23 protein-coding genes and 1 tRNA gene are annotated in these 26,344 nt (G+C 72.5%); 17 read left to right on the top strand and 7 right to left on the bottom strand.

Annotation, left to right across the window (positions count from 1 at the left end; translation table 11 throughout):
* The first annotated feature begins 10 nt into the window (after positions 1 to 10).
* From AB3M81_RS09460 to glsA, 8 genes are read left to right on the top strand one after another with little or no spacing between them, the layout of a single operon-like run.
* Entirely contained in the window at positions 11 to 2,251 is a 2,241-nt protein-coding gene (locus AB3M81_RS09460; RefSeq protein ID WP_412903657.1) for a [protein-PII] uridylyltransferase, read from the top strand.
* A gap of 25 nt (positions 2,252 to 2,276) precedes the next feature.
* Entirely contained in the window at positions 2,277 to 3,860 is a 1,584-nt protein-coding gene (gene ffh, locus AB3M81_RS09455; protein ID WP_412903656.1) for a signal recognition particle protein, read from the top strand.
* Positions 3,861 to 3,897: 37 nt separating this feature from the next.
* A complete protein-coding gene (locus AB3M81_RS09450) occupies positions 3,898 to 4,407 on the top strand; it encodes a gluconokinase (RefSeq protein WP_412903655.1) in 510 nt (169 codons plus the stop codon).
* Positions 4,404 to 5,738 carry a GntP family permease gene (locus AB3M81_RS09445; RefSeq protein WP_412903654.1) on the top strand — a complete coding sequence of 445 codons (1,335 nt, stop codon included), beginning with the start codon at positions 4,404 to 4,406 and terminating at the stop codon, positions 5,736 to 5,738. Before AB3M81_RS09450 ends, AB3M81_RS09445 begins: the two co-directional genes overlap by 4 nt.
* A 4-nt stretch (positions 5,739 to 5,742) precedes the next feature.
* On the top strand, positions 5,743 to 7,476 hold the full coding sequence (locus AB3M81_RS09440) for an ABC transporter ATP-binding protein (protein ID WP_412903653.1): 1,734 nt from the start codon (positions 5,743 to 5,745) through the stop codon (positions 7,474 to 7,476).
* Positions 7,473 to 9,365: an ABC transporter ATP-binding protein gene (locus tag AB3M81_RS09435; protein ID WP_412903652.1), complete on the top strand. Its 1,893-nt coding sequence runs from the start codon at positions 7,473 to 7,475 to the stop codon at positions 9,363 to 9,365. The genes AB3M81_RS09440 and AB3M81_RS09435 overlap by 4 nt, the downstream gene beginning before the upstream one ends.
* Positions 9,366 to 9,369: 4 nt before the next feature.
* Positions 9,370 to 10,692, top strand: coding sequence for a ribosome biogenesis GTPase Der (gene der, locus AB3M81_RS09430; protein WP_412903651.1), 1,323 nt, complete (start codon positions 9,370 to 9,372; stop codon positions 10,690 to 10,692).
* The gene (gene glsA / locus AB3M81_RS09425) at positions 10,692 to 11,831 is read left to right on the top strand and encodes a glutaminase A (RefSeq protein WP_412903650.1); all 1,140 of its coding nucleotides are present in this window, start codon (positions 10,692 to 10,694) and stop codon (positions 11,829 to 11,831) included. The genes der and glsA overlap by 1 nt, the downstream gene beginning before the upstream one ends.
* On the opposite strand, the gene AB3M81_RS09420 is transcribed toward glsA, so the two are convergent.
* Both AB3M81_RS09420 and AB3M81_RS09415 read right to left on the bottom strand, forming a co-directional pair.
* The gene (locus tag AB3M81_RS09420) at positions 11,816 to 13,009 is read right to left on the bottom strand and encodes an HNH endonuclease signature motif containing protein (RefSeq protein WP_412903649.1); all 1,194 of its coding nucleotides are present in this window, start codon (positions 13,007 to 13,009) and stop codon (positions 11,816 to 11,818) included. The genes glsA and AB3M81_RS09420 overlap by 16 nt on opposite strands.
* A 96-nt stretch (positions 13,010 to 13,105) precedes the next feature.
* Positions 13,106 to 14,071, bottom strand: coding sequence for an L-lactate dehydrogenase (locus AB3M81_RS09415; protein ID WP_412903648.1), 966 nt, complete (start codon positions 14,069 to 14,071; stop codon positions 13,106 to 13,108).
* A gap of 74 nt (positions 14,072 to 14,145) precedes the next feature.
* Here AB3M81_RS09415 and AB3M81_RS09410 point away from each other — a divergent pair.
* Positions 14,146 to 14,219 (top strand) — tRNA-Pro (locus AB3M81_RS09410).
* Between the two features lie 37 nt (positions 14,220 to 14,256).
* Here the strand turns inward: AB3M81_RS09410 and AB3M81_RS09405 are convergent.
* The 4 genes from AB3M81_RS09405 to AB3M81_RS09390 all read right to left on the bottom strand — a co-directional run bounded on the left by AB3M81_RS09405 (position 14,257) and on the right by AB3M81_RS09390 (position 17,736).
* Positions 14,257 to 15,369 carry an amidohydrolase family protein gene (locus AB3M81_RS09405; protein WP_412903647.1) on the bottom strand — a complete coding sequence of 371 codons (1,113 nt, stop codon included), beginning with the start codon at positions 15,367 to 15,369 and terminating at the stop codon, positions 14,257 to 14,259.
* A 5-nt stretch (positions 15,370 to 15,374) separates the two neighbouring features.
* Positions 15,375 to 16,508 (bottom strand): carboxylate-amine ligase, encoded by a 1,134-nt coding sequence (locus AB3M81_RS09400; protein WP_412903646.1) that lies wholly within the window; start codon positions 16,506 to 16,508, stop codon positions 15,375 to 15,377.
* Between the two features lie 97 nt (positions 16,509 to 16,605).
* Positions 16,606 to 17,307 carry a GAF and ANTAR domain-containing protein gene (locus AB3M81_RS09395; RefSeq protein ID WP_412903645.1) on the bottom strand — a complete coding sequence of 234 codons (702 nt, stop codon included), beginning with the start codon at positions 17,305 to 17,307 and terminating at the stop codon, positions 16,606 to 16,608.
* A 63-nt stretch (positions 17,308 to 17,370) separates the two neighbouring features.
* Positions 17,371 to 17,736, bottom strand: a complete 366-nt coding sequence (locus AB3M81_RS09390) for a hypothetical protein (RefSeq protein ID WP_412903644.1) — start codon at positions 17,734 to 17,736, stop codon at positions 17,371 to 17,373.
* A 66-nt stretch (positions 17,737 to 17,802) separates the two neighbouring features.
* On the opposite strand from AB3M81_RS09390, the gene AB3M81_RS09385 reads away from it, so the two are divergent.
* The 7 genes from AB3M81_RS09385 (at position 17,803) to AB3M81_RS09355 (ending at position 24,240) form a co-directional block, all read left to right on the top strand.
* Positions 17,803 to 18,216: a hypothetical protein gene (locus AB3M81_RS09385; protein WP_412903643.1), complete on the top strand. Its 414-nt coding sequence runs from the start codon at positions 17,803 to 17,805 to the stop codon at positions 18,214 to 18,216.
* A 46-nt stretch (positions 18,217 to 18,262) separates the two neighbouring features.
* Entirely contained in the window at positions 18,263 to 19,318 is a 1,056-nt protein-coding gene (locus AB3M81_RS09380) for a chemotaxis protein CheB (RefSeq protein ID WP_412903642.1), read from the top strand.
* A 13-nt stretch (positions 19,319 to 19,331) separates the two neighbouring features.
* Positions 19,332 to 21,173, top strand: coding sequence for a CheR family methyltransferase (locus AB3M81_RS09375; RefSeq protein ID WP_412903641.1), 1,842 nt, complete (start codon positions 19,332 to 19,334; stop codon positions 21,171 to 21,173).
* A 62-nt stretch (positions 21,174 to 21,235) separates the two neighbouring features.
* On the top strand, positions 21,236 to 21,943 hold the full coding sequence (locus AB3M81_RS09370) for an alpha/beta fold hydrolase (protein WP_412903640.1): 708 nt from the start codon (positions 21,236 to 21,238) through the stop codon (positions 21,941 to 21,943).
* A gap of 37 nt (positions 21,944 to 21,980) precedes the next feature.
* Positions 21,981 to 22,601, top strand: a complete 621-nt coding sequence (locus AB3M81_RS09365; protein WP_412903639.1) for a VOC family protein — start codon at positions 21,981 to 21,983, stop codon at positions 22,599 to 22,601.
* A gap of 59 nt (positions 22,602 to 22,660) precedes the next feature.
* Complete coding sequence (locus AB3M81_RS09360; protein WP_412903638.1) at positions 22,661 to 23,659, top strand: endonuclease/exonuclease/phosphatase family protein; 999 nt, start codon at positions 22,661 to 22,663, stop codon at positions 23,657 to 23,659.
* 20 nt (positions 23,660 to 23,679) lie between these two features.
* A complete protein-coding gene (locus AB3M81_RS09355; protein ID WP_412903637.1) occupies positions 23,680 to 24,240 on the top strand; it encodes a hypothetical protein in 561 nt (186 codons plus the stop codon).
* A 6-nt stretch (positions 24,241 to 24,246) separates the two neighbouring features.
* Here AB3M81_RS09355 and AB3M81_RS09350 read toward each other — a convergent pair whose 3' ends face one another.
* Positions 24,247 to 24,990, bottom strand: a complete 744-nt coding sequence (locus tag AB3M81_RS09350; protein ID WP_412903636.1) for a gamma-glutamyl-gamma-aminobutyrate hydrolase family protein — start codon at positions 24,988 to 24,990, stop codon at positions 24,247 to 24,249.
* A gap of 121 nt (positions 24,991 to 25,111) precedes the next feature.
* Here AB3M81_RS09350 and AB3M81_RS09345 point away from each other — a divergent pair, with 121 nt between their 5' ends.
* A complete protein-coding gene (locus tag AB3M81_RS09345; RefSeq protein ID WP_412903635.1) occupies positions 25,112 to 26,317 on the top strand; it encodes an MFS transporter in 1,206 nt (401 codons plus the stop codon).
* Positions 26,318 to 26,344: the final 27 nt, after the last annotated feature.

Below are 26,344 nucleotides of genomic sequence, written 5' to 3'. Positions count from 1 at the left end.
CGACCTCCAGGTGGACCTGGCCCGCGAGCGCGCCGCGCGGGCCGGGTCCACCGACGTCGTCCTGCGCGAGGCGTTCGAGCGCGTCGCCGGCGCGTACGCCACCGGGGTGGCCCTCGTCGCGATCGGCGGGTACGGCCGAGGGGAGCTGTCGCCGCACAGCGACGTCGACGTCGTGCTCGTGCACGCGGACCACCTCGACCCGCGCGAGATGGACGGCGTCGCCTCGATGCTGTGGACCGCGCTGTGGGACGCGAAGGTCCCGATCGACCAGTCCGTGCGCTCCGTCGAGGAGATGACCGGGCTTGCCGGCGAGGACTTCCGGGTCGCGCTGGGCGCGATCGACGCCCGGCTCGTCGCGGGCGACGGGGGAGTGGTGGTAGCCCTGCGCTCCACGATCCTCGCGACGTGGCGCCGCGAGGCACGGGCCCAGCTGCCCGCGGTGCGGGCAGACCGCGACGCGCGGCTCGAGCGGTCGGGGCAGCTGGCCTACGAGGCCGTCCCCGACCTGAAGAACGCCGGCGGCGGCCTGCGCGACCTCGTGCTGCTGCGAGCGATCGCCGCGACGTGGCTCGTCGACGTCCCGTCCGCGGAGGTCGCCGAGCTGGGCGACGAGCTGCTCGCCGTCCGCGACGCCCTCCACGACGTCGCGGGCAAGCGCACGGACAAGCTCGTGCCCGACCTCGTGCCCGACGTCGCCGAGCGGCTGGGGGAGAGCCGCGTCGACCTCGACCTCCGCGTGCGTGACCTCGGCCGTCGCATCGACCACCTCGTCGCCCGTGCCTGGCGCCGCATCGACGTGATCGAGCGCGATCCGCACCGCCGGCTCGGCAGCCGCGGACCCGTCATCGAGCGGGTCGTCCCCGGCGTCGGCGTGCTCGACGGCGAGGTCGTGCTGACGGCCGACGCCGACACGGGCGAGCTCGAGCTGCTGTTCCGGGTGGCGACGACCGCGGCGCGCCGTGCCCTGCCGGTCAACGAGGCCTCGCTCGCCCGCCTGGCCCGCGAGACCCCGGCACTCGACGGCCCGTTGCCGCTGCCCGCGCACCGCTGGCTCGTCGAGCTGCTCTCGACCGGCCGTCGCCTGGTCCCGGTCTGGCTGCAGCTGGACTTCGCCGGGCTCGTGGACCGGTTCGTGGCGGAGTGGTCGGGCATCCGCCTGCGCGGGTCGTCCTCGCCGATCCACCGCTTCACCGTCGACCGGCACAGCATCGAGGCGTGCGTGAACGCCGACGAGCTCAACCGCGACGTCACGCGTCCCGACCTGCTCGCGGCCGCCGCGCTGCTGCACGACATCGGCAAGGGGCGGCCCGGCGACCACAGCGACGTCGGCGCGCCGATGGCCCGCGAGATCGCGCTGCGATGGGGCTTCGAGGACGGCGACGCCGACACGATCGCGCGGCTCGTGAAGTGGCACCTGCTGCTGCCGACGGTCGCGACCCGGCGCGACATCGAGGACCCGGTCACGGCGGCGAACATCGCCGAGATCGTCGGGACCGAGCCGTTCCTGGACCTGCTCGCCGCCCTGACCGCGTGCGACGCGGCCGCCACGAGCCCCACGGCGTGGAGCGGCTGGCGGCGAGGGCTCATCGAGGGGCTCGTCGCCAAGACCCGCCAGCACCTGCGCGGTGAGGCGCCCGAGGACCCCGACGAGTACGTCGGCTGGCCCGCGCACCTGCCGCTGCCCGACCCGGCCGAGCTGGGGCAGCGGGACTTCGTGCTGGAGTCGCAGCCGCACCACGACGGCTCGCTGCTGCGCTTCGTCGGCCGCGACCGGCAGGGCCTGCTCGCCGACCTCGCCGGGGCGCTCACGGTCGCCGGCCTCAACGTCCGGTCGTGCCGCACCGTCACGATCGGCACCACGGCCGGCTCCCTCTGGGAGGTGACCCGTCACGGGATCGATCCCGTCGCGCTGGCCGAGCGGATCCGGCCCGCCCTCGACGGCCGCCTCGACCTGGCCGCGCGCCTGGCGTACTCGCTCGCACCGGACGAGCTCGAGCCGCGCATCACCGTCCTCGACGCGATGGAGCAGACCGCGACGCTGCTCGAGGTGCGCTCGCTCGACCGTCGCGGGCTGGTCTGGACGGTGTGCCAGACGATCGCGGGACTGGGCCACCACATCCGCTCCGCGCACCTGTCCACATACGGCGACGAGGCGCGCGACGTGTTCTACGTGACCGACGAGCACGACCGGGCGCTGGCGGACGGCACGGCGGAGGTGCTGCGGCGCGCGGTCCGCGACGCCCTGGCGTGACGGGCCTCGGCTAGGCTGGGGGCCTATGTTCGATTCGCTGCAGGACCGGCTCCAGTCGGCATTCAAGGGACTTCGCGGCAAGGGCAAGCTGTCCGACGCCGACATCGACGCGGTGGCCCGCGAGATCCGCGTCGCGCTGCTCGACGCCGACGTCGCGGTGCCGGTCGTGCGCGAGTTCATCGGCAACGTCAAGGAGCGCGCCCGCGGCGCCGAGGTCAGCCAGGCGCTGAACCCCGCGCAGCAGGTCATCAAGATCGTCAACGACGAGCTCGTGCGCATCCTCGGCGGCGAGACGCGGCGCATCCGGTTCGCCAAGAACCCGCCGACCGTCATCATGCTCGCCGGCCTGCAGGGCGCGGGCAAGACGACCCTCGCGGGCAAGCTCGGCCGCTGGCTCAAGGAGCAAGGGAACTCGCCCATGCTCGTCGCGGCGGACCTCCAGCGCCCCAACGCCGTCACGCAGCTCAAGGTCGTCGGCGAGCAGGCCGGCGTCACCGTCTTCGCGCCCGAGGCCGGCAACGTCGGCGCGGCGCAGACCGGCTCGGGCACCCAGAGCATCGGCGACCCCGTGCAGGTCGCGCGCGACGCCGTGGCCGAGGCCAGGCGCACGCTGCACGACGTCGTCATCATCGACACCGCGGGCCGCCTCGCGATCGACGCCGAGCTGATGAAGCAGGCGCGCGACATCCGCGACGCCACGCAGCCCGACGAGGTGCTGTTCGTCATCGACGCGATGATCGGCCAGGACGCCGTCGGCACCGCCGAGGCGTTCGCCGAGGGCGTCGACTTCACCGGCGTCGTGCTGTCGAAGCTCGACGGCGACGCGCGCGGCGGTGCCGCCCTCTCGGTCCGCTCGGTCACGGGCCGCCCGATCATGTTCGCCTCCACGGGCGAGAAGTTGGACGACTTCGACGTCTTCCACCCCGACCGCATGGCCTCGCGCATCCTCGACATGGGCGACGTCATGACGCTCATCGAGCAGGCCGAGAAGGTCTTCGACGCCGAGCAGGCCGCGCAGGCCGCCGAGAAGGTCGCCGGCGGCTCGTTCACGCTCGCGGACTTCCTCCAGCAGATGGAGGCCCTGTCGAAGATGGGGTCGATGACGAAGATGCTCGGCATGCTGCCGGGCATGGGCCAGTTCAAGGACCAGCTGGCCAACTTCGACGAGAAGGACATCGACAAGATCAAGGCGATCATCCGCTCGATGACGCCCGCCGAGCGCGACAACCCCAAGATCATCGACGGCTCGCGCCGCGCCCGCATCGCCCGCGGCTCGGGCACGCAGGTCAGCGACGTCAACCAGCTCGTCACCCGCTTCTTCGAGGCGGCCAAGATGATGCAGCGCATGGCGAAGGGCGGCGGCATGCCCGGCATGGGCGGCATGCCCGGGATGGGGATGCCCGGCATGGGCGGCGGCAAGCGCGCCGGCGCCAAGCAGCCCAAGCAGAGCAAGAAGAAGGGCAAGCGCGTGTCGGGCAACCCGGCCAAGCGCGCGGCCGCCGCGAAGGCCGAGCCGGCCAAGCCCGCGGGCGCGGGTGCCTTCGGCTTCGACCAAGGCGCGAGCGCCGACGACTTCGAGCTGCCCAAGGAGCTGCGCGACCTGCTCTGACGCGCCAGCTTCGCCGACCGGGCGTAGCGTGTGGGCCATGAGTCCGCCGCTGGTCGTGGTCATGGGGATCTCGGGGGTCGGCAAGTCGGCGGTCGGGCACGCCGTCGCCGACCGCGTCGGCGTCCCCTACGTGGACGGGGACGACTTCCATCCCCGCGCCAACATCGAGAAGATGTCGGCCGGCCAGGCCCTCACCGACGAGGACCGCTGGCCGTGGCTCGAGCTCATCGGCGGCTGGCTCGCCGAGCACGACGAGGGCGGCGGCGTCATCAGCTGCTCGGCCCTGCGCCGCGTCTACCGCGACGTCCTCACCCGCCACGCGCCCCGGGTCGCGTTCCTGCACCTGCAGGGCGACCACGAGCTGATCCGCTCCCGCATGGAGGGGCGCGACCACTTCATGCCCGTCTCGCTGCTCGAGTCGCAGGAGAGGACGCTCGAGCCGCTCGAGCCGGACGAGTTCGGCGCCGTCTTCGACATCGTCGAGACGCCCGACGACATCGCCGCCGACTTCCTCGGCTGGCTCCGCACCGCCCAGGAGAACGCATGAGCGAGTCCACCCAGCTGCTGCTCGCGGCCCTGATCGGCATCGCCGTCATCGTCGTGCTCATCACGGTCGTCAAGCTGCACCCGTTCCTGAGCCTCACGCTGGGCTCGCTCACGGTCGGCGCGATCGCCGGGATGTCGATGGAGGACACGGTCGCCAGCTTCAGTGAGGGCGTCGGCTCGACGGTCGCGAGCGTGGGCATGCTGATCGCCCTGGGCGCGATGTTCGGCAAGCTGCTCGCGGACTCCGGGGGCGCGGACCAGATCGTCGACACGATCATCGGCAGGTCCTCGGACCGGATGCTGCCGTGGGCGATGGCGGCGATCGGCGCGCTCATCGGCCTGCCCATGTTCTTCGAGATCGGCCTCGTCCTGTTGATGCCGGTCATCTTCCTGGTCGCCCGCCGCTCGGGGAAGTCCCTCATCGCGCTCGGCATCCCGGCGCTGGCCGGCCTGTCGGCGATGCACGGCTTCGTGCCGCCGCACCCGGGACCGCTCGCCGCCATCGGGCAGCTGGAGGCGGACCTGGGCCTGACCCTCGGCCTGGGCATCCTCGTCGCGATCCCGACGATCGTCGTGGCCGGCCCGCTGTTCGCCCGGTTCGCGACGGCGTGGGTGGACGTCCCGGCCCCGGACCTGTTCAAGGCCGAGGAGACCGAGCGCCGCGCCGAGCGCCCGTCCTTCGCCATGACGCTCGCGACGGTCCTGCTGCCCGTCGTGCTCATGCTGGCCAAGACGATCGCGGACATCACCGAGGCCGAGGGCGTCGTCCGCTCCGCGCTCGACTTCGTCGGCACGCCGCTCATCGCGCTGCTGATCTCGGTGCTCGTCGCGCTGTTCACGCTCGGCACGGCGGGCGGCATGGGCTGGGACCGGATCTCGGACAGCATCGGCGCCTCGCTCGGCCCGATCGCCGGCATCGTGTTCATCGTCGCGGCGGGCGGTGGCTTCAAGCAGACGCTCGTCGACACGGGGATCGCCGACGTCGTGGCGTCCTGGGTCGAGGACTCCAACTTCTCGGTGCTGCTGGTGGCCTGGCTCGTGGCGGTGCTGATCCGCCTCGCGACGGGCTCGGCGACGGTCGCCACCGTGACGGCCGCGGGCATCATGGTGCCGCTCGCCGAGGGCCTGCCGAGCGCCGAGGTCTCGCTCATCGTGCTGGCGATCGGCGCCGGCTCGGTGTTCTTCAGCCACGTCAACGACGCCGGCTTCTGGCTCGTCAAGGAGTACTTCGGCATGACGGTCGGCCAGACCATCAAGACGTGGTCGCTCATGGAGACCGTCCTGTCCGTCGCCGGACTCGTCTTCGTGCTCTTGCTGGGGCTCGTAGTCTGATCCAGTGCTGATCGCGCTCCTGCGCCGCCACCTGCGTCCCTACCGGGTCCCGGTCCTGGTGGTGTGCCTCTTCCAGTTCGTCCAGACGCTCGCGACGCTGTTCCTGCCCGGCCTCAACGCCGACCTCATCGACGAGGGCGTCGCGACGGGCGACATCGGCCACATCTGGCGTGTGGGTGGGCTCATGCTCGCGGTCACGCTCCTGCAGGTCGTGTGCAACGTCGTGGCCGTCTACGTCGGATCGCGGGTCGCGATGGCGGTGGGGCGCGACCTGCGCGCCGCCGTGTTCGAGCGCGTGCAGGCTTTCGGCAGCCGCGAGGTGGGCACGTTCGGCGCCCCGACGCTCATCACCCGCAACACGAACGACGTCCAGCAGGTCCAGCTGCTGCTGTTCATGGGCCTGACGATGCTCGTGGCCGCCCCGATCACCGGGATCGGCGGCCTGGTCATGGCGCTGCGCGAGGACGTGCCGCTGTCCGGGGTGTTCCTGATCGTGCTGCCGGTGCTGGTCGTGTCGCTCGGGCTGATCATCCGCCGGATGCGCCCGCTGTTTCGGCTCATGCAGGTGCGCATCGACTCGCTCAACCAGATCATGCGCGAGCAGATCACCGGCGTGCGCGTCGTGCGGGCGTTCGTGCGCGAGGAGCGCGAGGCCGAGCGCTTCGGCGACGCCAACGAGCTCTACCGCGACGTCGCGGTCAGCGCCGGCCGGCTCATGTCGCTGTTCTTCCCGCTGGTCATGGGCCTCATGAACCTGTCCGTCGTCCTGGTGCTGTGGTGGGGCGCCGCGCGCATCGGCGACGGCGACCTGCAGATCGGCCAGCTCACCGCCTTCCAGCAGTACCTGATCCAGGCGCTCATGGCCGTCATGATGGCGACCTTCATGTTCATGCTGTGGCCCCGTTCGGAGGTCTCGGCCGAGCGCATCACCGAGGTCCTCGCGACCGAGCCGGCGATCGACCTGTCGGTCGACGTGCCGCCGGTCGACCTCGACGGTGGTCGCGTGGACGTGCGGAGCGCCTCGTTCGCCTACCCGGGCGCCGAGAACCCGGTCCTGCAAGAGCTGTCCTTCGTGGCACGGCCGGGGGAGACCACCGCGATCGTCGGCTCGACCGGCAGCGGCAAGACCACCGTGCTGGGCCTCGTGGCGCGGCTGTTCGACGTCACGGGCGGCAGCGTCCGCATCGACGACCACGACGTGCGCGACGTCCGCCCGGCGGACGTGTGGCGCGCGGTCGGCCTCGTGCCGCAGAAGGCGCTGCTGTTCACCGGCACGATCGCGCACAACCTGCGCTTCGGACGGCCGGAGGCGACCGACGAGGAGCTGTGGGAGGCGCTGCGCATCGCGCAGGCGGAGGACTTCGTCCGCGAGCTGCCCGAGGGACTCGAGGCGCCCGTCAGCCAGGGCGGCAGCAACTTCTCGGGTGGCCAGCGCCAGCGGCTCGCGATCGCGCGGGCCATCGTCAAGCGGCCGCGGATCTACCTGTTCGACGACTCGTTCTCGGCGCTGGACTACGCGACGGACGCGGCGCTGCGCGATGCACTCCGCGAGGTGACGTCCGACGCCGCGGTCGTCATCGTCGCCCAGCGGATCAGCACGATCCGCCGCGCGGACCGGATCGTCGTCCTCGACGAGGGGCGCGCCGTCGGCACCGGCACCCACGAGGAGCTCATGGACGACTGCGAGGTCTACCGCCAGATCGTGCTGTCGCAGCTGTCGCCGGAGGAGGCCCGATGAGCTGGCACGGAGCACAGCAGCCCGCGAAGGCGACGCACTTCAAGGCCACGTTCGGCCGGGTGCTGCGGCGCCTGCTGCGCGACCGCGTCGCCGTGCTGTCGCTCGTGACGTTCGGCCTCGTCGGCGTGACGCTCTCGGTCATCGGCCCGAAGATCCTCGGCCACGCGACGGACATCATCTTCGACGGCTACATCTCCAGCCGCTTCCCCGAGGGGATGACCAAGGCCGAGGCCGTGCAGTCGCTGCGGGACCAGGGGCAGGACCAGCTCGCGCAGCTGGTCGGCTCGCTCGACCTGCAGCCCGGCCAGGGCATCGACACCGGTCGCCTGGCGGGCGTCCTCGCGATCGCGGTGGCGCTCTACGCCGCCTCGTCGCTGTTCATGTGGCTGCAGGGCGTGCTCTCGACCACGGTCGTGCAGCGGATGATCGCCGACCTGCGCGACGACGTGGAGGAGCAGCTCAACCACCTGCCGCTCGCGCACCTGGACCGCCAGGAGCGCGGCGAGATCATGTCGCGCACGACGAACGACCTCGACAACCTCGGCCAGTCGCTGCAGCAGACGCTGAGCCAGATGATCACGAGTGTCCTCATGGTGGTGGGCACGCTCGCCATGATGCTGTGGATCTCGCCGCTGCTGACGGTCATCGCCGTCGTCACGATCCCGGTCGCCATCGCCATCACGGGCGCCGTCATGAAGCGCTCGCAGCCCCAGTTCGTCGAGCAGTGGGCGCAGACGGGACGGCTCAACGCGCACATCGAGGAGTCGTTCAGCGGCCACGAGGTCGTCAAGGTCTTCGGCCGGCAGCAGGCCGCGCAGGACCGGTTCGCCGAGACGAACGACGCGCTGTTCGGCGCGGCGTTCCGCGCGCAGTTCATCTCCGGTGTCATCCAGCCGCTCATGATGTTCGTCTCGAACCTCAACTACGTGCTGGTCGCGGTCGTCGGCGGCCTGCGCGTCGCGTCCGGCTCGCTGTCGCTCGGCTCGGTGCAGGCGTTCATCCAGTACTCCCGCCAGTTCACGCAGCCGCTCACGCAGGTGGCCTCGATGGTGAACCTGCTGCAGTCCGGCATGGCGTCAGCCGAGCGGGTGTTCGGCTTCCTCGACGAGACGCGGGAGACCCCGGACCGGGTCGACGCGCCGCATCCGTCGCCGGTGCGCGGACGGGTCGTGTTCGACCACGTCGGCTTCTCCTACACGGACGAGCCGCTCATCGAGGACCTCTCGCTCGTCGCGGAGCCGGGCCAGACCGTCGCGATCGTCGGCCCCACCGGCGCCGGCAAGACGACGCTGACGAACCTGCTGCTGCGGTTCTACGAGGTCGACGCGGGCCGCATCACGCTGGACGGCGTCGACATCGCCGAGATGAGCCGGCGCGAGCTGCGCGACGACTTCGGCGTCGTCCTGCAGGACACGTGGCTGTTCTCCGGGACGATCCGCGAGAACATCGCCTACGGCGCGAACGACCCGACCGAGGAGCAGATCCAGGCGGCCGCGCGCGCCGCCTCGGTGGACCACTTCGTGCGGACGCTGCCCGACGGCTACGACACCGTGCTGGGGGAGGACTCGGCCGTCAGCGTGGGCCAGCGCCAGCTGCTGACGATCGCGCGCGCGTTCCTCGCCGATCCCGCGATCCTGGTGCTGGACGAGGCCACCAGCTCGGTCGACACGCGCACCGAGGCCCTCGTGCAGGAGGCCATGAGCCAGCTGCGGTCGGGCCGCACGAGCTTCGTCGTGGCGCACCGGCTCTCCACGATCCGCGACGCCGACCTCATCGTGGTGATGGAGCACGGCCGCATCGTCGAGCAGGGCTCGCACGACGAGCTGATCGCCGCCGGCGGGGCCTACCATCGGCTGTACTCGGCGCAGTTCGCGTCCCCGATAGGATGATGCGGTGTCCACACAGCCCGTCCTCGCCGTCATCGGCCGCCCCAATGTCGGCAAGTCGACCCTCGTCAACCGCATCATCGGCCGGCGTGAGGCTGTCGTGGAGGACGTCCCCGGCGTGACCCGCGACCGCGTCCCGTACGACGCGGTCTGGAACGGCCGGGCGTTCACCGTCGTCGACACCGGCGGCTGGGATCCCGACGCGAAGGGCATGGCCGAGCGCATCGCCGCGCAGGCCGAGGTCGCCATCGCCGTCGCCGACGCGATCCTGTTCGTCGTGGACGCCACCGTCGGCGCCACCGACATCGACGACCGTGTCGTGAAGCTGCTGCGCGCCTCCGGCAAGCCCGTCGTGCTCGCGGCCAACAAGGTCGACGACCAGAAGGGCGAGCTCGAGGCCGCCTCCCTGTGGAACCTCGGCCTCGGCGAGCCGTACCCCGTCTCGGCACTGCACGGCCGCGGCTCGGGCGACATGCTCGACGCGATCCTCGAGGCCCTGCCCGAGGCGCCCGAGGAGGACTTCGACGCGCCGGCCGGCCCGCGCCGCGTCGCGATCGTCGGCAAGCCGAACGTCGGCAAGTCCAGCCTGCTCAACAAGTTCGCCGGCGAGGACCGCGTCGTCGTCGACAATGCCTCCGGCACCACCGTCGACCCCGTCGACGAGCTGGTCGAGCTGGGCGGCCGCGTGTGGACGTTCATCGACACCGCCGGCATCCGCAAGCGCGTCAAGGAGGCCAGCGGCCACGAGTACTACGCGAGCCTGCGCACCTCCGCGGCGATCGAGCGCGCCGAGGTGGCCGTCATGGTCATCGACGCGAGCGAGTCGATCACCGAGCAGGACCTGCGGATCCTCAACACGATCGAGGAGACCGGCCGCGCCGTCGTGCTGGCGTTCAACAAGTGGGACCTCGTCGACGACGAGCGCCGCTTCTACCTCGAGCGTGAGATCGAGCGCGACCTCGTGCAGATCCCGTGGGCGCCGCGCATCAACGTCGCCGCTCGCACGGGCTGGCACATCGACCGGCTCGTGAAGGCGCTCGACGCCGCCCTCGAGGGCTGGGAGACGCGCGTGCCGACCGGCGCCCTGAACTCGTTCCTGGGCCGCCTGGTCGCCGAGCACCCGCACCCCGTGCGCGGCGGCAAGCAGCCGAAGATCCTGTTCGGCACGCAGGCGCAGACCGCGCCGCCCACGTTCGTGCTGTTCACCTCGGGCAAGCTCGAGGCGGGCTACCTGCGCTTCATCGAGCGCCGCCTGCGCGAGGAGTTCGGCTTCGTCGGCAGCCCGATCCACCTGCAGCAGCGCCCCCGCAAGAAGCGCGAACGCCGCTGATGCGGTCGCCGGTCCCGGAGTACCTCGACGACGTGCTGCGCGCGTGCGTCGAGGAGCCGCCCGGCGCCATCGCGATCACCACCGTGGACGACGCGCACCACGGTGCCGGCGACCTGGAGCACCGGTTCACGATCCAGTCGATGTCGAAGCCGTTCGCGTACGCGCTCGCGATCGAGGAGCTCGGCTGGGACGCGGTCCACGAGAGGATCGACGTCGAGCCGTCGGGTGAGGCGTTCAACGAGATCTCGCTGGACTCCGAGACCGGCCGGCCGCACAACGCCATGATCAACGCGGGCGCGATCGCGACGGCGGGGCTCATCGGCTCGTTCGAGAAGGTGGCCGAGTTCCTGTCGGCCTTGGCGGGACGCTCGCTCGAGGTCGACGAGGAGGCCCTGGAGGCCGAGGGCGAGGAGTCGCACCGCAACCTCGCACTGGCGCACCTGCTCGCGGCGTACGAGATCATCGACGACCCGGTCGAGGCGGTCGAGCACTACCTGCGCCAGTGCGCGCTGTCGGTCGACGTGCGGGACCTGGCGGCGATGGCGGCGGTGCTGGCGAACGGGGGAGTGCACCCGGACTCGGGTGAGCGGCTCATGGGCGAGCGGACCGCCCGGCAGGTGCTGAGCGTCATGGCGACGTGCGGCATGTACGACGACGCGGGGGACTGGCTCAGCTCGGTGGGCATCCCGGCCAAGAGCGGTGTCTCGGGCGGGATCATCGGCGTGCTGCCGGGGCAGGTCGGCGTCGCGGTGTTCTCGCCCGGCCTGGACGACCACGGCACGAGCGAGGCGGGCGTCGAGATGATGCGCCGGCTGTCCGAGGACATGGGCATGCACCTGATGAACCCGGGCCGGCCGTCGCGGTCGGCGCTGGCGGACGTCCGGGTGGATGACGACGAGAGCGTCTACGTCCTCAGCGGCGACCTGATGTTCGCGAGCGCGGAGTCGCTGTTCCGGCACCTGCTGGACAGCCCGCCCGAGACGTCGACGGTGGTGCTGGACATCGGACGGGTCGGCGTGGTCAGCGACGTGGGCCGGCGGATGGCGCTGGAGGCGAAGTCGCGGCTGGAGCAGGACGGCTTCACGGTCCGTGTCGTCGACGCCGACGGCGAGGACCGGCTCGGTCAGGCGGCCGGGTAGAGGTCGAGCTCGACCACGACGGGTGAGGGCAGGTGCCATCGCTCCCGGTGCTCGACGGCGGGGGCGATGTACCTCTCGGGGAGCCGGTCGTGGGACTTCATGTTGTGATGCTTGCGGCACAGGCAGCGCAGGTTGTCGGCACTGGTGGTGCCGCCGCGGTCGAACGCGACGCGGTGATCCTTGTCGGTCTCGGCTGCGGGTGCTCGGCAGCCGGCCACGCGGCAGGTGCCGTCGCGCCACTCGAGCGCCGACCTCATCGCGCCGGGTGGCTGGTAGCCCAGCGAGGTCGTGTCGAGCACCCGTCCGTGGGGGTCGAGGACCAGGCGCCGGAACAGCGTGGTGTCGGAGGCGGCCAGCTCGCGGACCCAGTCGGCGGGGAGGGCGTGCTCGCCGTCGAGCGTGACGCCGGGGCCGTCGGTGAGCCCGATGAGGTCGGTGGCGTCGATGCTGACGGCGATCTCGGCGCGGATGTCGGTCTCGGTGCCGGTGCAGCTGGTCAGCCAGTGCCCGACGAGGTCGGCCTGCCGCTGGTCGCGCGTGCGGCGGTCGCGCTCGCCGGACTCGGGGTCGACCTTCGGCAGCGCCTTCGCCGCACGGCGCAGCCGGTTTCCGGCCGCGACCGCGACGGGCGTGGGCAGCAGCGCCGAGAGCCACGACGTGCCGTCGCCGTTGTGGCTGACCGCGACCCGGCGGTCGTCGACCGCGCGCTCGGCCTCGGCCGCGACCTGCTCGGGCTCGAGGCGGGCGCGCATCCGGTTCAACCAGGCGCGCAGCTCGCCCGTCGTGTGGGTCGTGGCGTAGGCGACCACCGACGCGTCCAGCGCCTCGGCGGCGGCCGTGGTCTCGAGCTGGCCGACGGTGCGGGCGATGAGGGTGACGCGTGCGGCATCCAGCGATCCGTCCCCGAACGCGATCCAGACCCGGGGCGCCCGGTCCCGGATCCGGGCGGCGTCGCTGACGATGCCCCAGACCTTCGCCTCGGTCAGCCGCAGCGCCTGCGCGATGTCGAGCGTGACCGCGCGGCGGCCGAGGTCCTTGGCGATCTCGGGCACGTCCTGGGCGTCCGCCTCACGGGTCCCGTGCTCGTGCGCCGTCAGGATCAACGACCACGTGGCGAACTCGGCCCGTGCCTGGGCACGCGCCGCCGTCTGCAGCAGCAGCTCGGCGGATCGATCCATGCTCTCAACCTAGTGACGGCCACTGACACTTCTGTTGGGCCGCGACGACGCCTCGATGGGCGAGATCGTCGTCACCGTGCCGCTCGACCGCCGGGCTCAGATGCCGAGGTCCTGCTGGACCTTCCGCAGGGCCTCCGCGGAGTCGTACAGGTGCCGCTCCTCCTGCGCCGACATCCGCACGCCGAGCACGCGGCCGACGCCGTTGGCGTTGACGATGCTGGGCAGCGACAGCGCGACGCCGTCGATCCCGTGGTGGCCGCGGTGGACGATGCTCACCGGCAGGACGGCGTTCTCGTCGGTGAGGACGGCCTCGATGATGCGGGTGGCCGAGACGCCGATCGCGTAGTTCGTGGCGCCCTTGCCCTCGATGACCCGGTAGGCCGCGTTGCGGACGGCGTCGGTGATCTGGTCGAGCTCGGCGTGGGTGAACGGTCGCTGGTCGCCGCTGGTGGCCGACGGCTGCCAGTCGAGGATCGGCACGGGCCCGATCCGGGCCTGCGACCAGAGCGCGAACTCGGTGTCGCCGTGCTCGCCCACGATGTCGGCGTGGACGCTGTGCGGCGCGACCCCCGCGCGCACCGCGAGCAGCTGGCGCAGCCGCGACGTGTCGAGGACCGTCCCCGAGGCCATGACGCGCTCCTCGGGCAGGCCCGTGATCTGCTGCGCGGCCACCGTGAGCACGTCGCACGGGTTCGTCACGAGCATGTAGACGGCGTTCGGCGCATGCGCCATGAGGACGGGGAGCAGCTTCTCGAGGATCCCCACGTTCGTGCCGGCGAGGTCGATGCGCGTCTGGCCGGGGTCCTGCTTCGCGCCCGCCGTGATGACCACGAGGTGCGCCCCCTCGACGACCGCCGGGTCCGCGCCGCCGATCACCTGGCTGCTGCCGGTGTAGAGGGCACCGTGCTGCAGATCCAGCACCTCGGCCTCGACCTTCGGCTTGTTCACGTCGTACAGGGCGATGGTCCGGGCGGACCGGCGAATGAGGCAGGCGTAGGCGATCGCGGTGCCCACGCTGCCTGCTCCGACGATCGCGACCTTCGAGTTCTCGATGACGGCCATGCCCCCATTGTGGTCGGGGGATGGGTCCGTGACGAGTCCACAGGAGGGCTACGCTAGACTCTTGCAGGTTGTCACGGGCTGTGGCGCAGCTTGGTAGCGCACTTGACTGGGGGTCAAGGGGTCGCAGGTTCAAATCCTGTCAGCCCGACAACGGAAAGCCTCGGGAAACCGGGGCTTTCGTCATGTCAGGGGCCGGCCGCGGGCGTGCGTGCGACGGTCGCGGCCGCCATGATGAGGTCCCAGCCGGGCGCGTACTGGTTCCGGCGGGGGAGCCGCTCGTGGTGCTGCTCGTACAGCTCCAGCAGCCGCGCGACGGAGGCGACGACCGGCTCGTCGGGGTGGTCGCACGGCACCTTCGTGGCGTGCTGCGCGACCGACAGCATCGTCCCGGGGACCTCGCCGCGCTGCATCGGCTCGACGGCGCACAGCAGCGTCGCGTACAGGACCTCGAGCAGCGGGCCGGGCCGGTGGACCTCGACGCGCGGCGCAGGTCCGAGGTCGAGCGGCTCCTGCCCGTCGAGCAGCCGCGCGAGCTGGCCGCCGAGGACGGAGCGGCGCTGCGCGTCGTCGAGCCCGGCCTGCCGCGCGCACCGTGCCGTCGTGATCGTCGCGAACCCCGGAGTCGAGTACGGCAGGTCGCTCCCGTGCAGGATCCGCCCCGGCGGAACGAGTGCGAAGAGCGCCATCAGGTGGCTCGCGCCCCACCAGGACGTGTCGAAGTACAGGTTCGGGGTGTCGTCGAGGTCCTCCCAGATCCAGGCGAGGTCGGTCAGCCCGCAGTGCGCCAGCACGAGGTGCAGGCCGGGGTGGCGGGCGCACACCTCGAGCGCCACGTCACCGACCTCGGCGACCTCGGGCCCCGCGTGCACGAGGACGGGGAGCCGGCGCTCGTCGGCCTCCGCCAGGACGCCCTCGAGCCGGGGATCGTCGAGCTCGAACTCGTCGCTCGACAGGTGCAGCTTCACGCCGCGGGCTCCGGCCTCGAGCGCCTCGTGCAGCAGCTTGTCCGGCTCCTCGTGCGGCGTGATCCGCGCGAACGACACGAGCGTGCCGTCACTGTCGGCGGCCGCCGCGGCACACGCCAGGTTGGCGTCGCGGTAGCCCTCCGGCTCGGCCATCGGGAACACGGCGGCGCGGCCGTCGACGAGGGCGAGGCCCTCGCGCAGCTCGGTCATCGTGGCGGAGAACCCACTCGGGTCGTGCGTCCCGACGTGCGTGTGGTCGTCGAAGATCTCGATGCCCGGCAGGTCCGCGACGGCGTGGCGGATCCACGGCTCGAGCAGGTGGTCGGCGTACATGGCGGTCACCTCCCCGGCGTCGCGGCCATCGTGCGGTGCGTCAGGTCCCGGACGAGGGCCGGCAGCCCCGAACGCCGGGCGAGCGATCGCTGCCGCTCGCTCTCGGACTCCTCGCGGAGCAGGCGGTCGATGGCGTCGAGCGGCGCGTCGAGTCCGTCGGCGGCGAGCACGCTCCGCGCCTGCCTGACGGCGACCCGCGCGAGCTCGCGCGCGGGGCGGGACACGCCGTCGGGACCCACCTGGCTGCCGTCGATCCCGTAGCGCCAGGCGCGGAAGTCGTTGGCGCGCAGCACCGCGTCCGGCACGTCCACGCCGGTCGGCGCCTCCACCGCGTGCCGGGCGAGCCCCTGCACGAGCGTCGTGAGCCCGGCGATACGCGCCAGGGACCACTGCGAGTCCATGGCGCGCACCTCGAGCGTGCCGTACCGGGGATGCGGCCGCAGGTCCCACCAGACGTACGTGTAGTCCGGCACGCCGGCCGCCGCGACGAGCGACTCGACCGTGTCGACGTACTCGTCGTACGAGCGGAACAGGGGCGGGACGTCGACCCGCGGGTAGCTCTGCAGGATCGCGGGGCGCGCCGCGGCCAGGCCGGAGTCCCGGCCGAACCAGAACGGCGAGCTCGCGGCGAGGGCCCGCAGCACGGGCAGCCAGTTGCGCAGGCCGCGATAGGCCAGGATCGCCGACTCCTGGTCCGGGAGCGCGACATGCACCTGGAAGGCGGCGACCGGTGTGCGCAGCAGGCCCGCGAGCTCGGCGCCGATGAGGTCGTACCGTCCACCGTGCGTGGGGTGGGCGTCGTGTGCCTCCGCCGTCGGGTGCACTCCGACCGCCATCGCCCGCGCGCCGTTCGCCCTCAGGCGCCGGCGCAGCCGCCCCAGGCACTCGGCGACCGCCGCGCCGTCGGTGCACACGCGCGTGCCGAGCTCGATCTCGTCGACGAACAGCTCGCCCGAGATCGTGCCGTGGCGATCCAGCGTGGGGGAGAGCCGTTCCACGACGGCCGCGCCGGCCGGGCCCAGCAGGCTCCCGTCGTCACGGACGAGCAGCAGCTCCTCCTCGGCGCCGACCGTGAAGGTCCCGCCGCGGCGGAAGGTGGTCACGGCCGATGCGATCGCGAGTGCGGGAATGGGATCCACGAGCTGACCGCCTTCACGTGGCAGTGCCAGTCACCGTGAGCTCGATGGCCGTGTCCCTCCACGGTAGACCACGAACGTGAGCCAGGCCACATCCTGTTCAGTGCCCGCGCCGGAACATCTCGTCCGTGGAGTCGACCACGTCCTGGGCGACGTCCCGCAGCTTGATGTTCCCGGCCTGGGAGGCGCGGACCAAGAACTGGAACGCGCGATCGCTCGTGATCCGGTAGCGCTGCGTGATGATCCCGATCGCCTGGCCGATCACCTTGCGCGTCGCGATCGCCTCGCTCAGCTGGTCCTCCGCGCGGTTGCGGCCCAGGGCGATCGCAGCATGGGTGCCGAAGAGCTGGGCGAGCTCGACGTCGCGGCCGTCGAGGGTCAGCGGACGCGTCGCGTAGAGGTTGAGGCAGCCGTAGGTCTTGCCGTCCACGTCGAGGCGGACGCCGATCTGGGCGTGGAGGCCGCGCTCCGCCGCCGCCGCCATGAACCGGGGCCACCGGCGCTCGTGGAGCGCGTTGCCGGCGACCACGACCGGCTCGCCGCCGGCGGCGTCGACGCAGGGACCCTCGGCGAGGTCGTACTGCAGCGAGTCCAGCTCCCACACGAGCTGGTCCGTCCCCGAGACGGTCTCGAACCCGTGGTGACGGTCGAGAGCCGAGATGCCGGCGTGGTCGAAGCCGGGCAGCGCCAGGACGGCCGTCCGCACGATCGCGTCGAGGCCCTCCTCGACGGTGCGAGGGACGCTCATCCTGCGTGCGGCGACGGCGAGCGCCTGGGCGACGTCGGCGGAGTCCTTGGTCATCGTTCCCCCCGGAGATGACGGTGGATCGGGTGCTCCCGCGCCGGTCGGCGCGGCGATGCCACCCTAGGTCGCGTCGGCGCCGGGCGAAAGCCGACGCGACCGCTCGTCGCTCTCCGCCGCCTCGTCGTCGGCGGCGGCAGCAGCGCGGTGCTCCTGCGCCCGGTCCGGATGGCCCGTCTCGTCGGCGACCCGCGAGGCCGCGCGGTGGGCGTCGGCGGCCCGGCGGTGCGCCTCGGCGGCGTGCTCCAGCGCCTCGGACGCCTGGCGTCGCGTCTCCTCGAGGTGCTCCTCGGCCCGCTGGACGTCGGCCTGCGTGGTGCTCTCGCCGTCGCGCAGGCGTGCCAGCCGTTCGGACAGCTCGCGCAGGCGCTCATCGGCCTCGCGTGCGCGCCGCGATGCGCTCTCATCCCGGTTGTGGACAGGCTCCATGCTCGTAGGCTAGGACCACGGGGGACGACGGGTCGACCCCTCGGTCGGGGGGACGGGAGTGTGGGGATGAGCGGCGAAGACGCGACCAGGGCTGAGATCCTGCAGGCGAATCGCGCCCTGCGGGACTGGGCCGAAGGGCTCCGGACGTGGAGCAAGAACGCGCGCGACAACGCCGCGACCCAGCGGCACCGGGCCGAGGCGCTGGTCCGTTCGAAGGTCGGGGCGACAGCCTCTCCCTTCGCGGAGCCCCTGCCCTACATCGACGTCCACACCGGACGCGACGGGCTGCCCTGCCTGGACCTCATCGGCGTGACCGAGCTGGTGGACATCGTCATGGAGCGGGCCGGGCTGAGCCGTCCCGCGGCGGCACGGGCCGTCCACCGTGGTGTGCTCTGCGCGGGCTACCGGAACGACAGCGACAGGGTGACGGCCGCCGACGCTTTCGACATCGTGGAGGACGCGGTCCGCTTCCTGGGCTGAGCATCCTCGTGATGCCGCGGCCTGACGGGTGCGGGAGGGTGGACGCATGAGCATCGAGACGTCCGTCCCGCGCCATTCCCCGCTGGTCGTCGTGGGAGCCTCCGCGGGCGGGGTCGAGGCCTTGAGCGGGTTCGTGGCGGGACTGCCCGCCGACCTCAGGGCGACCGTGCTGGTGGTCCTGCACATGTCGGCCGACAGCCCCAGCGCGCTGGCGACCATCCTGCGGCGCCGCAGTGCACTGCCGGTGAGGCAGGCCACGGACGGTGAGCTCCTGGTCGCCGGCCAGGTTCTCGTCGCGCGACCCGATCACCACCTCGTGGTGGGCGGGGACCGGGTGATCCTGACGCACGGCCCGAAGGAGAACGGTCACCGTCCCGCGGTCGACGTGCTGTTCCGGTCGGCGGCCCGATCGGCCGGACCCCGGGCGTTCGCCGTCGTCCTGTCCGGGGCCCTCGACGACGGTGCCGCGGGGGCGCTGAGCGTCCACGGCGGCGGCGGGGCGGTCGCGGTGCAGGACTTCGAGGAGGCGCTCTACCCGAGCATGCCCCAGTCCGCGGCGGCCGCCGTCGACTCCGCGCGGCGAGGGACCGTCGCCGAGCTGGCCTCGCTGGTGGCCGCGTGGGTCGCGGACCTTCCCGAGGCGGACCCGCACCTGGAGGACGAGCTCACCGAGCTCGAGATGGAGGTCGAGATGGCACGGATGGATCCCGTGGCCGTGCACGATCCGGACCGGCCGGGGACGCCGGCGGGGTTCGGCTGCCCGGACTGCGGCGGCAGTCTCTACCGCATCGAGGAGGGCGATCTCGTCCGGTTCCGGTGCCGCGTGGGACACGCCTGGTCGCCCGAGAGCCTGCTGGCGCGCCAGTCCGTCGAGCTGGAGGGCGCGCTGTGGATCGCGCTGCGCAGCCTCGAGGAGAAGGCGGCCCTGAACGCCGAGCTCGGGGAGCGCGCCCAGACGATCGGGCACGATCGCACCGCGGCACGCTTCGCCAAGAACGCCGACGAGGTCTCCGATGCGGCAGAATTGGTCCGGCGCCTGATCGTCCAGCTGGGCGAGGCCGCCGCGGGCCAGCAGTCGACTGGGCCGTCCGCCGACGCCTGAAGGACAGGAAGCGATGACCGACGACGCCTTCGAGGCCGTGCTGGACCACATCAAGGAACAGCGTGGATTCGACTTCACCGGCTACAAGCGCGCCAGCCTGGAGCGCCGCGTGCAGCGCCGGATGGAGGCCGTGGGCATCGCCGATTACGAGGACTACCTCGACCACTTGCTGGTCCACCCGGACGAGTTCACGCAGCTGTTCAACACGATCCTGATCAACGTCACGGCGTTCTTCCGGGACAAGGAGGCGTGGTCGTACCTGCAGGACGAGCTGCTGCCCGACCTGCTGCGCCGCCGCGAGGGCCAGCCCATCCGCGTCTGGTGCGCCGGCTGCGCCTCGGGACAGGAGGCGTACTCGCTGGCGATGGTCCTGGCCGAGCTGCTGGGCGTCGACGAGTTCCGCGACCGCGTGAAGATCTACAGCACCGACGTCGACGAGGAGGCGCTCGCGCAGGCGCGCCAGGCGACGTACTCCGAGAGCGAGATCGAGGGCGTCCCGGTCGAGCTGCGCGAGAAGTACTTCGAGCCGGCCGGCAACCGCTTCGTCTTCCGCAAGGAGCTGCGCCGAGCCGTGATCTTCGGCCGCAACGACCTCGTGCAGGACGCGCCGATCTCGCACGTCGACCTGCTGTCGTGCCGCAACACGCTCATGTACTTCAACGCCGAGACCCAGGCGCAGATCCTGCACCGCATGCACTTCGCCCTGCGCCCGGACGGCGTGCTGTTCCTCGGCAAGGCCGAGATGCTCCTGGGCCACACGTCGTTCTTCCGCGCGATCGAGGTCAAGCGCCGGTTCTTCGCAAAGGTGCCGAGCGAGACGCGCGACCGCCGGGTCCAGCTCGGCGGCTCCGGTGCCGGGACGGCCGTGGCCGAGCAGCCCGAGAGTGCGAAGCTGCGCCAGGCCGCCCTCATGGCGTCGGCCTCCGCGCAGATCGTGCTGGACCGCAACGGCAAGCTCGTCCAGTGCAACAACCGCGCGATGCACCAGTTCGGCCTCACCTCGCGCGACGTCGGCCGTCCGTTCCAGGACCTCGAGGTGTCGTACCGTCCGGTCGAGCTGCGGGCGCACCTCGACGACGCCGCCGAGCAGGGCCGGGCCATCTGGATCCGCGACGTCGAGCAGGTCCGCAGCGGGGAGACGCTCTCGCTGGACATCCAGGTCGTGCCGCTGAGCGACGACTCCGGCGCCGACCTCGGCTTCACGGTGATCTTCAACGACGTCACGCAGTACCGCCAGCTCCAGAAGGAGCTGACGTTCGCCAACCGCCAGCTCGAGATCGCGTACGAGGAGCTCCAGAGCACCAACGAGGAGCTGGAGACCACGAACGAGGAGCTGCAGAGCACGGTCGAGGAGCTCGAGACGACCAACGAGGAGCTGCAGAGCACCAACGAGGAGCTCGAGACGATGAACGAGGAGCTGCAGTCGATGAACGACGAGCTCCAGTTCAGCAACGAGGCCCTGCGCGAGCGCCAGGACGAGGTCGAGCGGCTCAACCGCTTCATGGCCGCGGTCCTGGGCAGCATGAACTCGGGCGTCGCGGTGGTGGACGCCGACATGCAGATCCTCGCGTGGAACACGCGCGCCGAGGACCTGTGGGGCGTCCGCACCGACGAGGCCGTGGGCGAGCACCTCATGAACCTGGACATCGGCCTGCCGCTCGAGCAGCTGCGCCAGCCCATCAAGACGCAGTTCGCCTCGGACGACCCGGCGCCGCAGGCGCTGCTGCTCGACGCGGTCAACCGGCGCGGCAAGTCCCTCCAGCTCAACGTGACGCTGACCCACATCCGCGACCACGGCGTGTCCGCGCCGGCCGCGATGCTGGTCATGGACGTCGTCGACGACCCGGCTCCGTGACGACCGCCCTGCCGTAGCGGTCGCGCAGCACCCGGACGTGCTCGACGAGCTCGGCCGGCTCGGTGACGTGGGGGTTCAGCACTCCGCTGGCGTCCTCCGGGTGGACGATCGAGCGGGTCGCGCGCACGTGGGACGTGCTGATGCGCGGACTGGGCTACGACTCCTACGGCGCGCACGGGTCCGACATGGGCGCCCAGGTCGCCCGCGAGCTCGCGCGGATCAGCCCGGACGGGTTCTTGGGCGCCCACGTGCTGCAGCTGTTCGCGTTCCCGTCCGGCGACCCCGCCGAGTTCGAGCGCCTCGAGCCGGCGGACCACGCGGCGCTGGAGTTCGCGGGCTGGTTCCAGACCGTCGCCGGCTTCGCCACGATGAACGCGTCTCGGCCGCAGACGATCGCCGCGGCGCTGAGCGACTCGCCCGTCGGGCAGCTGGCGTACAACGAGCTGTTCGAGACCTTCGGCAACGGGACGAGCCTGGTCACGCGGGACCGGATGCTGGCGCAGGTGAGCCTGTACAGGCTCACGAACAGCTCGTCCGGGGCTGTCCGCTACTACTTCGAGGAGCGGGCGGCCCGGCCCGCCGTCAACGACGGCCCGATCGGCATCACGGTCTTCGCCGACGACTTCCGCTCGATCCGCGTGCTCGCCGAGCGCGACAACACGAACATCGTGTCGTGGACCGAGCAGCCGCGTGGGGGCCACTTCGCCGCGATGGAGGTGCCCGAGGCGCTCGCCGGTGAGGTCGCCTCGTTCTTCGCCGGGCGCGGGTGAGCGCGGGGACGCCGGGGGCGCACGACATGATGGCCCGGTGAGGATCACCGGTCTCGTCGTCAGCGCCGCCGACGTCCCCGCCGCGCAGCAGGCGTGGTCCCGGCTGGACGCCGGGCTGCGCATCGAGGTGGTCGAGGGCGACCCGGCGCTGGCCGGCGTCGTCCTGTCCGTGGCGGACGTCGAGGCGACGTCACGGCTCCTCGAGCGCCGCGGGGTCGAGGTCGTCGGGGACCGGGCGCTGGTGCACGGCACGACATGGCTGCTCCGGGCGGAGCAGAACCGTCCCGATGGCGCCCTCGCCCTCGATCACGTCGTGGTGGACAGCCCGGACGCCGTCGCGGCCACCGCGGACTTCGGCGGGCGGCTCGGCCTGGACCTGCGGCTGGACCGGGACACGGGCTTCGGCTTCCGCGGCCTGTTCTTCCGGTGCGGCGACGCGGTCGTCGAGGTCGTCGTCCGGGACGAGCCCGCGGCGTCGAGCTCCCTCAGCGGTGCCGCGTGGCGCTGCGACGTCGCGGCGACGCGCGAACGCCTCGTGGCGGCCGGCGTCGACGTCTCCGAGATCCGGCGCGGCCGTAAGCCCGGCACGGTCGTGGCGACGGTGCGCGACGCGGGCCTCGGCGTGCCGACGCTGCTCGTCGGCCCCGCCGCCGACTGACCGGCGGGCGGTATCGCCCGCGCCGTGTCAGCCTCGTCTTAGAGGAGGAGGCGGTCGCGATGTCCGTCGAATACTACGTCGCGTGGTGGAACCTGGAGAACCTGTTCGACGAGCAGGACGCCCCGCCGGAGCGGCGCACGGACAAGGTGCGCCGCGCCCTCGGTCACGACCTCGTCGGCTGGACCGCGGAGCTGCGCGACCGCAAGGTCGACCAGCTGGCCTCGGTCGTCGCGCAGATGAACGGGGGAGCGGGCCCGGACCTGCTGGGGGTGTGCGAGGTCGAGAACCGCTTCGTGCTCGAGCTGCTGGTCGCCGCCGTGCATCAGCGCCTCCCGGGCCGCTCGTACGGGATCGCGCACGCCGACACCGACGACGCACGCGGCATCGACGTCGCCTTCCTGTACGACTCGACGCTGCTCGAGGCGCCCGCGGAGGAGACGTTCTTCCACGTCGTGATGCGCCGCAACGCCACGCGCGAGCTGGTCCAGGTCAACTTCCGCACTCGTCGGCACGGGCGCACGTGGGCCGTCTTCGGCAACCACTGGCCGTCCCGCCGCGGCGGCCGGTACGAGTCGGCGGGCTACCGGCACATCGCCGGCGAGACGCTGTCCTACTTCCACCAGCGGGTGCTGGAGGTCCACTCGCGGCGCACGCCCGTGCTGGCCATGGGCGACTTCAACGACGAGCCCTTCGACGACTCGCTCGTCACCCACGCGCTCAGCACGCGGCAGCGCAACCGTGTCCTCAGCGCGCAGTCCCCGCTGCTGTGGAACCTCAGCTGGCCGCTCGTCGGCGGCGCCTCGGGCCGCGCGGACGGGACCTTCTACTGGCAGAACGAGCCGAACATGCTCGACCAGCTCTTGGTGAACCGTGCGCTGGCGTCCGGCGAGGTCTTCTCGGTCGACGAGCGGTCGGTCGAGATCCTGCGGTTCCCGGGCATGGCCGACGACGGCGACTACCCGCGGCCCGTCCCGTTCGGCGGCATGGGCCACGCGATCAACCGCGACGGCTTCTCGGACCACTTCCCGATCGGCGTCCGGATCACCGAGGCCGGCTGAGGGCTGCGGGCGGTCGTGAGATGAGCGAGCATCGGCCCCGATCCCTCACCGTGTGGTGGTACACGACGCCGTTGGGGGCCGAGGCCGGTGCCCTGCGCCTCGGGCGGCTGCACGCGCAGGGGGTCCTGACGGTGCAGGAGGCGGTCACGGTCGCCTGGCTCCGCGGGTCGCACGCACCCCGGGTGAAGCGCGCGCGGCCGGCGGCCCTGCGTGCCCGGCACCCCGGGCCCGGGGTCGGCTCGCTCTTCGCGGCCGTGTTCCGGGCGACCCGGTCCCCGGTGGACGTCGCCGACCTGTCATGCCGGCTCGCGGGAACCGGCATCGACCGCGAGTTCCTCGAGGAGGTGCTCCGCCACGCGCGGGTCGGCACGTCCGAACTCGTGGCGGTCTCGGTCGGGGCCGATCCCACGGCGGTGACGGGCCCCCCGACCATCGGCGCGATCGCCTTCCCTCCCGCCGGGCGGTGGTCGGTGGAGCTCACGCCCGACGCCCCGCGCATCGCGGCACAGGTACTGGAGGACCTGCCCCTGTCGGGGCCTGCGCGGGCCGCGCTGAAGCGTCGGGCGGCGCGCCGGCACTGAGTCGGCTCAGCCGGCGAGCAGCGGCGCGGCGCACTGGGCGCGCAGCCTCGTGAGCAGCGGAGCCAGCTGGGCGTCCGCGGTCTCGGGGTGCTCGGGGTGCCACTGCACGCCCGTCACGGGGGCCGACTCGTGCACGAGCGCCTCGACCACCCCGTCGGCGGCACGCGCCGCGACCACCAGTCCACGCCCGAGTCGCTCGACGGCCTGGTGGTGGGTGCAGCGCACCTCCTGCGCGGCATCGACCGCCGTGGCGAGCGAGGCGTCCGAGAGCGTGATGCGGTTGCGGACGAAGTGGTCCTCGCCCGTGGCGCGGTGCCCCGCGGCGGTGGGCAGGTGCTGGACCAGCGTGCCCCCGAGCGCCACGTTGAGGACCTGCAGGCCGCGGCAGATGCCGAGCAGGGGAGTGCAGGCAGCCACGCAGTGCCGGACCGCGGCGATGTGCGCGAGGTCCGCGTCGGGCTCGTGGTGCCCGGACCCCGGGTAGATGTCGGGACCGCCGTAGAACGCCGGGTCGACGTCCTCGCCGCCCATGATCACGACGGCGTCCGCGCCGGCGACGAGGTCGGCCGTGACGGACGGCGCGACCTCGGCCGACGCGACGGGCACGACCCGCCAGCCCAGCTGCTCGGCGACGCGGACCGTCGGGGTGGTGAGGGCGTCGAGCGCCACCTGGAAGTCGGCGGCGTGCGGACGGGAGGTGCGCAGGTGCAGCAGCGCCAGGACGGGCTGCGAGGCCGGGGAGGTCGTCACGGGAGCAGCGTAGGCACCGGATGTGACGACGAGGTTTCACCGCGCCGCGCGGCCCCGGGCGCGGACGGCGGAGTCGTCCGCCTACCGTGGAGCGTTCCGCCCGACCGACCCGGGAGCAGGCATGGCCCACGAGCACGAGCCGTCCACCAGGACGTGGTCGCCGTGGCGCGGCGTGCTCGCCTTCGGCTTCGTCAGCCTGCTGGCGGACATGGTCTACGAGGGCATGCGGTCGATCGCGGGTCCGTACCTGGGCCAGCTGGGCGCCTCGGCCGCCGCCGTGGGACTCATCACCGGCGCGGGCGAGGCCGCCGCGCTCGTGCTGCGCCTCGTCGCCGGACGGATGGCCGACCGCACGCAGCGGCACTGGCTGCTGACGGGCATCGGCTACGGCCTGACCGCCGCCTGCGTGCCGCTGCTGGCCGTCGCGCCCGAGCTCGGCGCGGCCGGCCTGGGCGTCGCGACGGTGCTGATCCTGACGGAGCGCACCGGCAAGGCGCTGCGCAGCCCGTCGAAGTCCGTCCTGCTCGCGTCCGCGGCGCGCGGCGTCGGCCGCGGCAAGGGCTTCGGCGTGCACAAGGCGCTCGACCAGGTCGGCGCGTTCGCCGGGCCGCTCGTCGTGGCGGGCATCGCGGCCGTCTGGAGCGTGCAGGCCGGGCTCGCGGCACTGGCGGTGCCGGGCCTGCTGGCGATGCTGTTGCTCGCCGTGCTCCGCCGCCGCCTCGCCACCCCCGACCTCGACGAGCGGGCCGTGCCGGGCGCCGCGAGCCCCGGCCCGCTGCCGCGGCGCTTCCACGCGTTCGCGACCGCGACCGCGGTCACGACGGCGGGGCTGCTGACCTTCGGCCTGTTCGGATACCACCTCGCGGAGCAGGAGCTCGTGCCGACGGCGCTCGTGCCGGTCGTCTACGCCGGAGCGATGGCCGCCGCGGCCGTGTCCGCGCTGGTGGCCGGCGTGGCCTTCGACCGCTGGGGCGGCGGGACGCTCATGGCGCTCCCGCTGCTCGTCGCGCCGGTCCCGGCGCTCGTGTTCCTCGACGGCCTCGCCCCGGCGCTGCTCGGGATCGCCCTGTGGGGCGCGGCCACGGGCGTGCAGGACTCGACCGTGAAGGCACTCGTCGCCGACCTCGTCCCGCACGCGCGGCTCGCCACCGCCTACGGCGTCTTCGCCGCCTACCAGGGCGTGGCCGCTCTTGCCGGAGGGGCGATCGCGGGACTGCTCTACGCGGAGCACCGCGGACTCCTGGCCGTGGGGACGGCGGTCGCGATGGTGCTGGCCTACGTCCCCCTGCGGTGGGCGCTGCGGCACCGCACCGCCACCGACGCGTAGACGAGGGCCCCGGGCGGCGCCCGGGGC

This window comes from Aeromicrobium jepli, from assembly GCF_047246605.1.
Taxonomy (GTDB): domain Bacteria; phylum Actinomycetota; class Actinomycetes; order Propionibacteriales; family Nocardioidaceae; genus Aeromicrobium.
The sequence above is the reverse complement of the archived record's forward strand: the minus strand, read 5'-3'. Positions and strand labels throughout refer to the sequence as shown.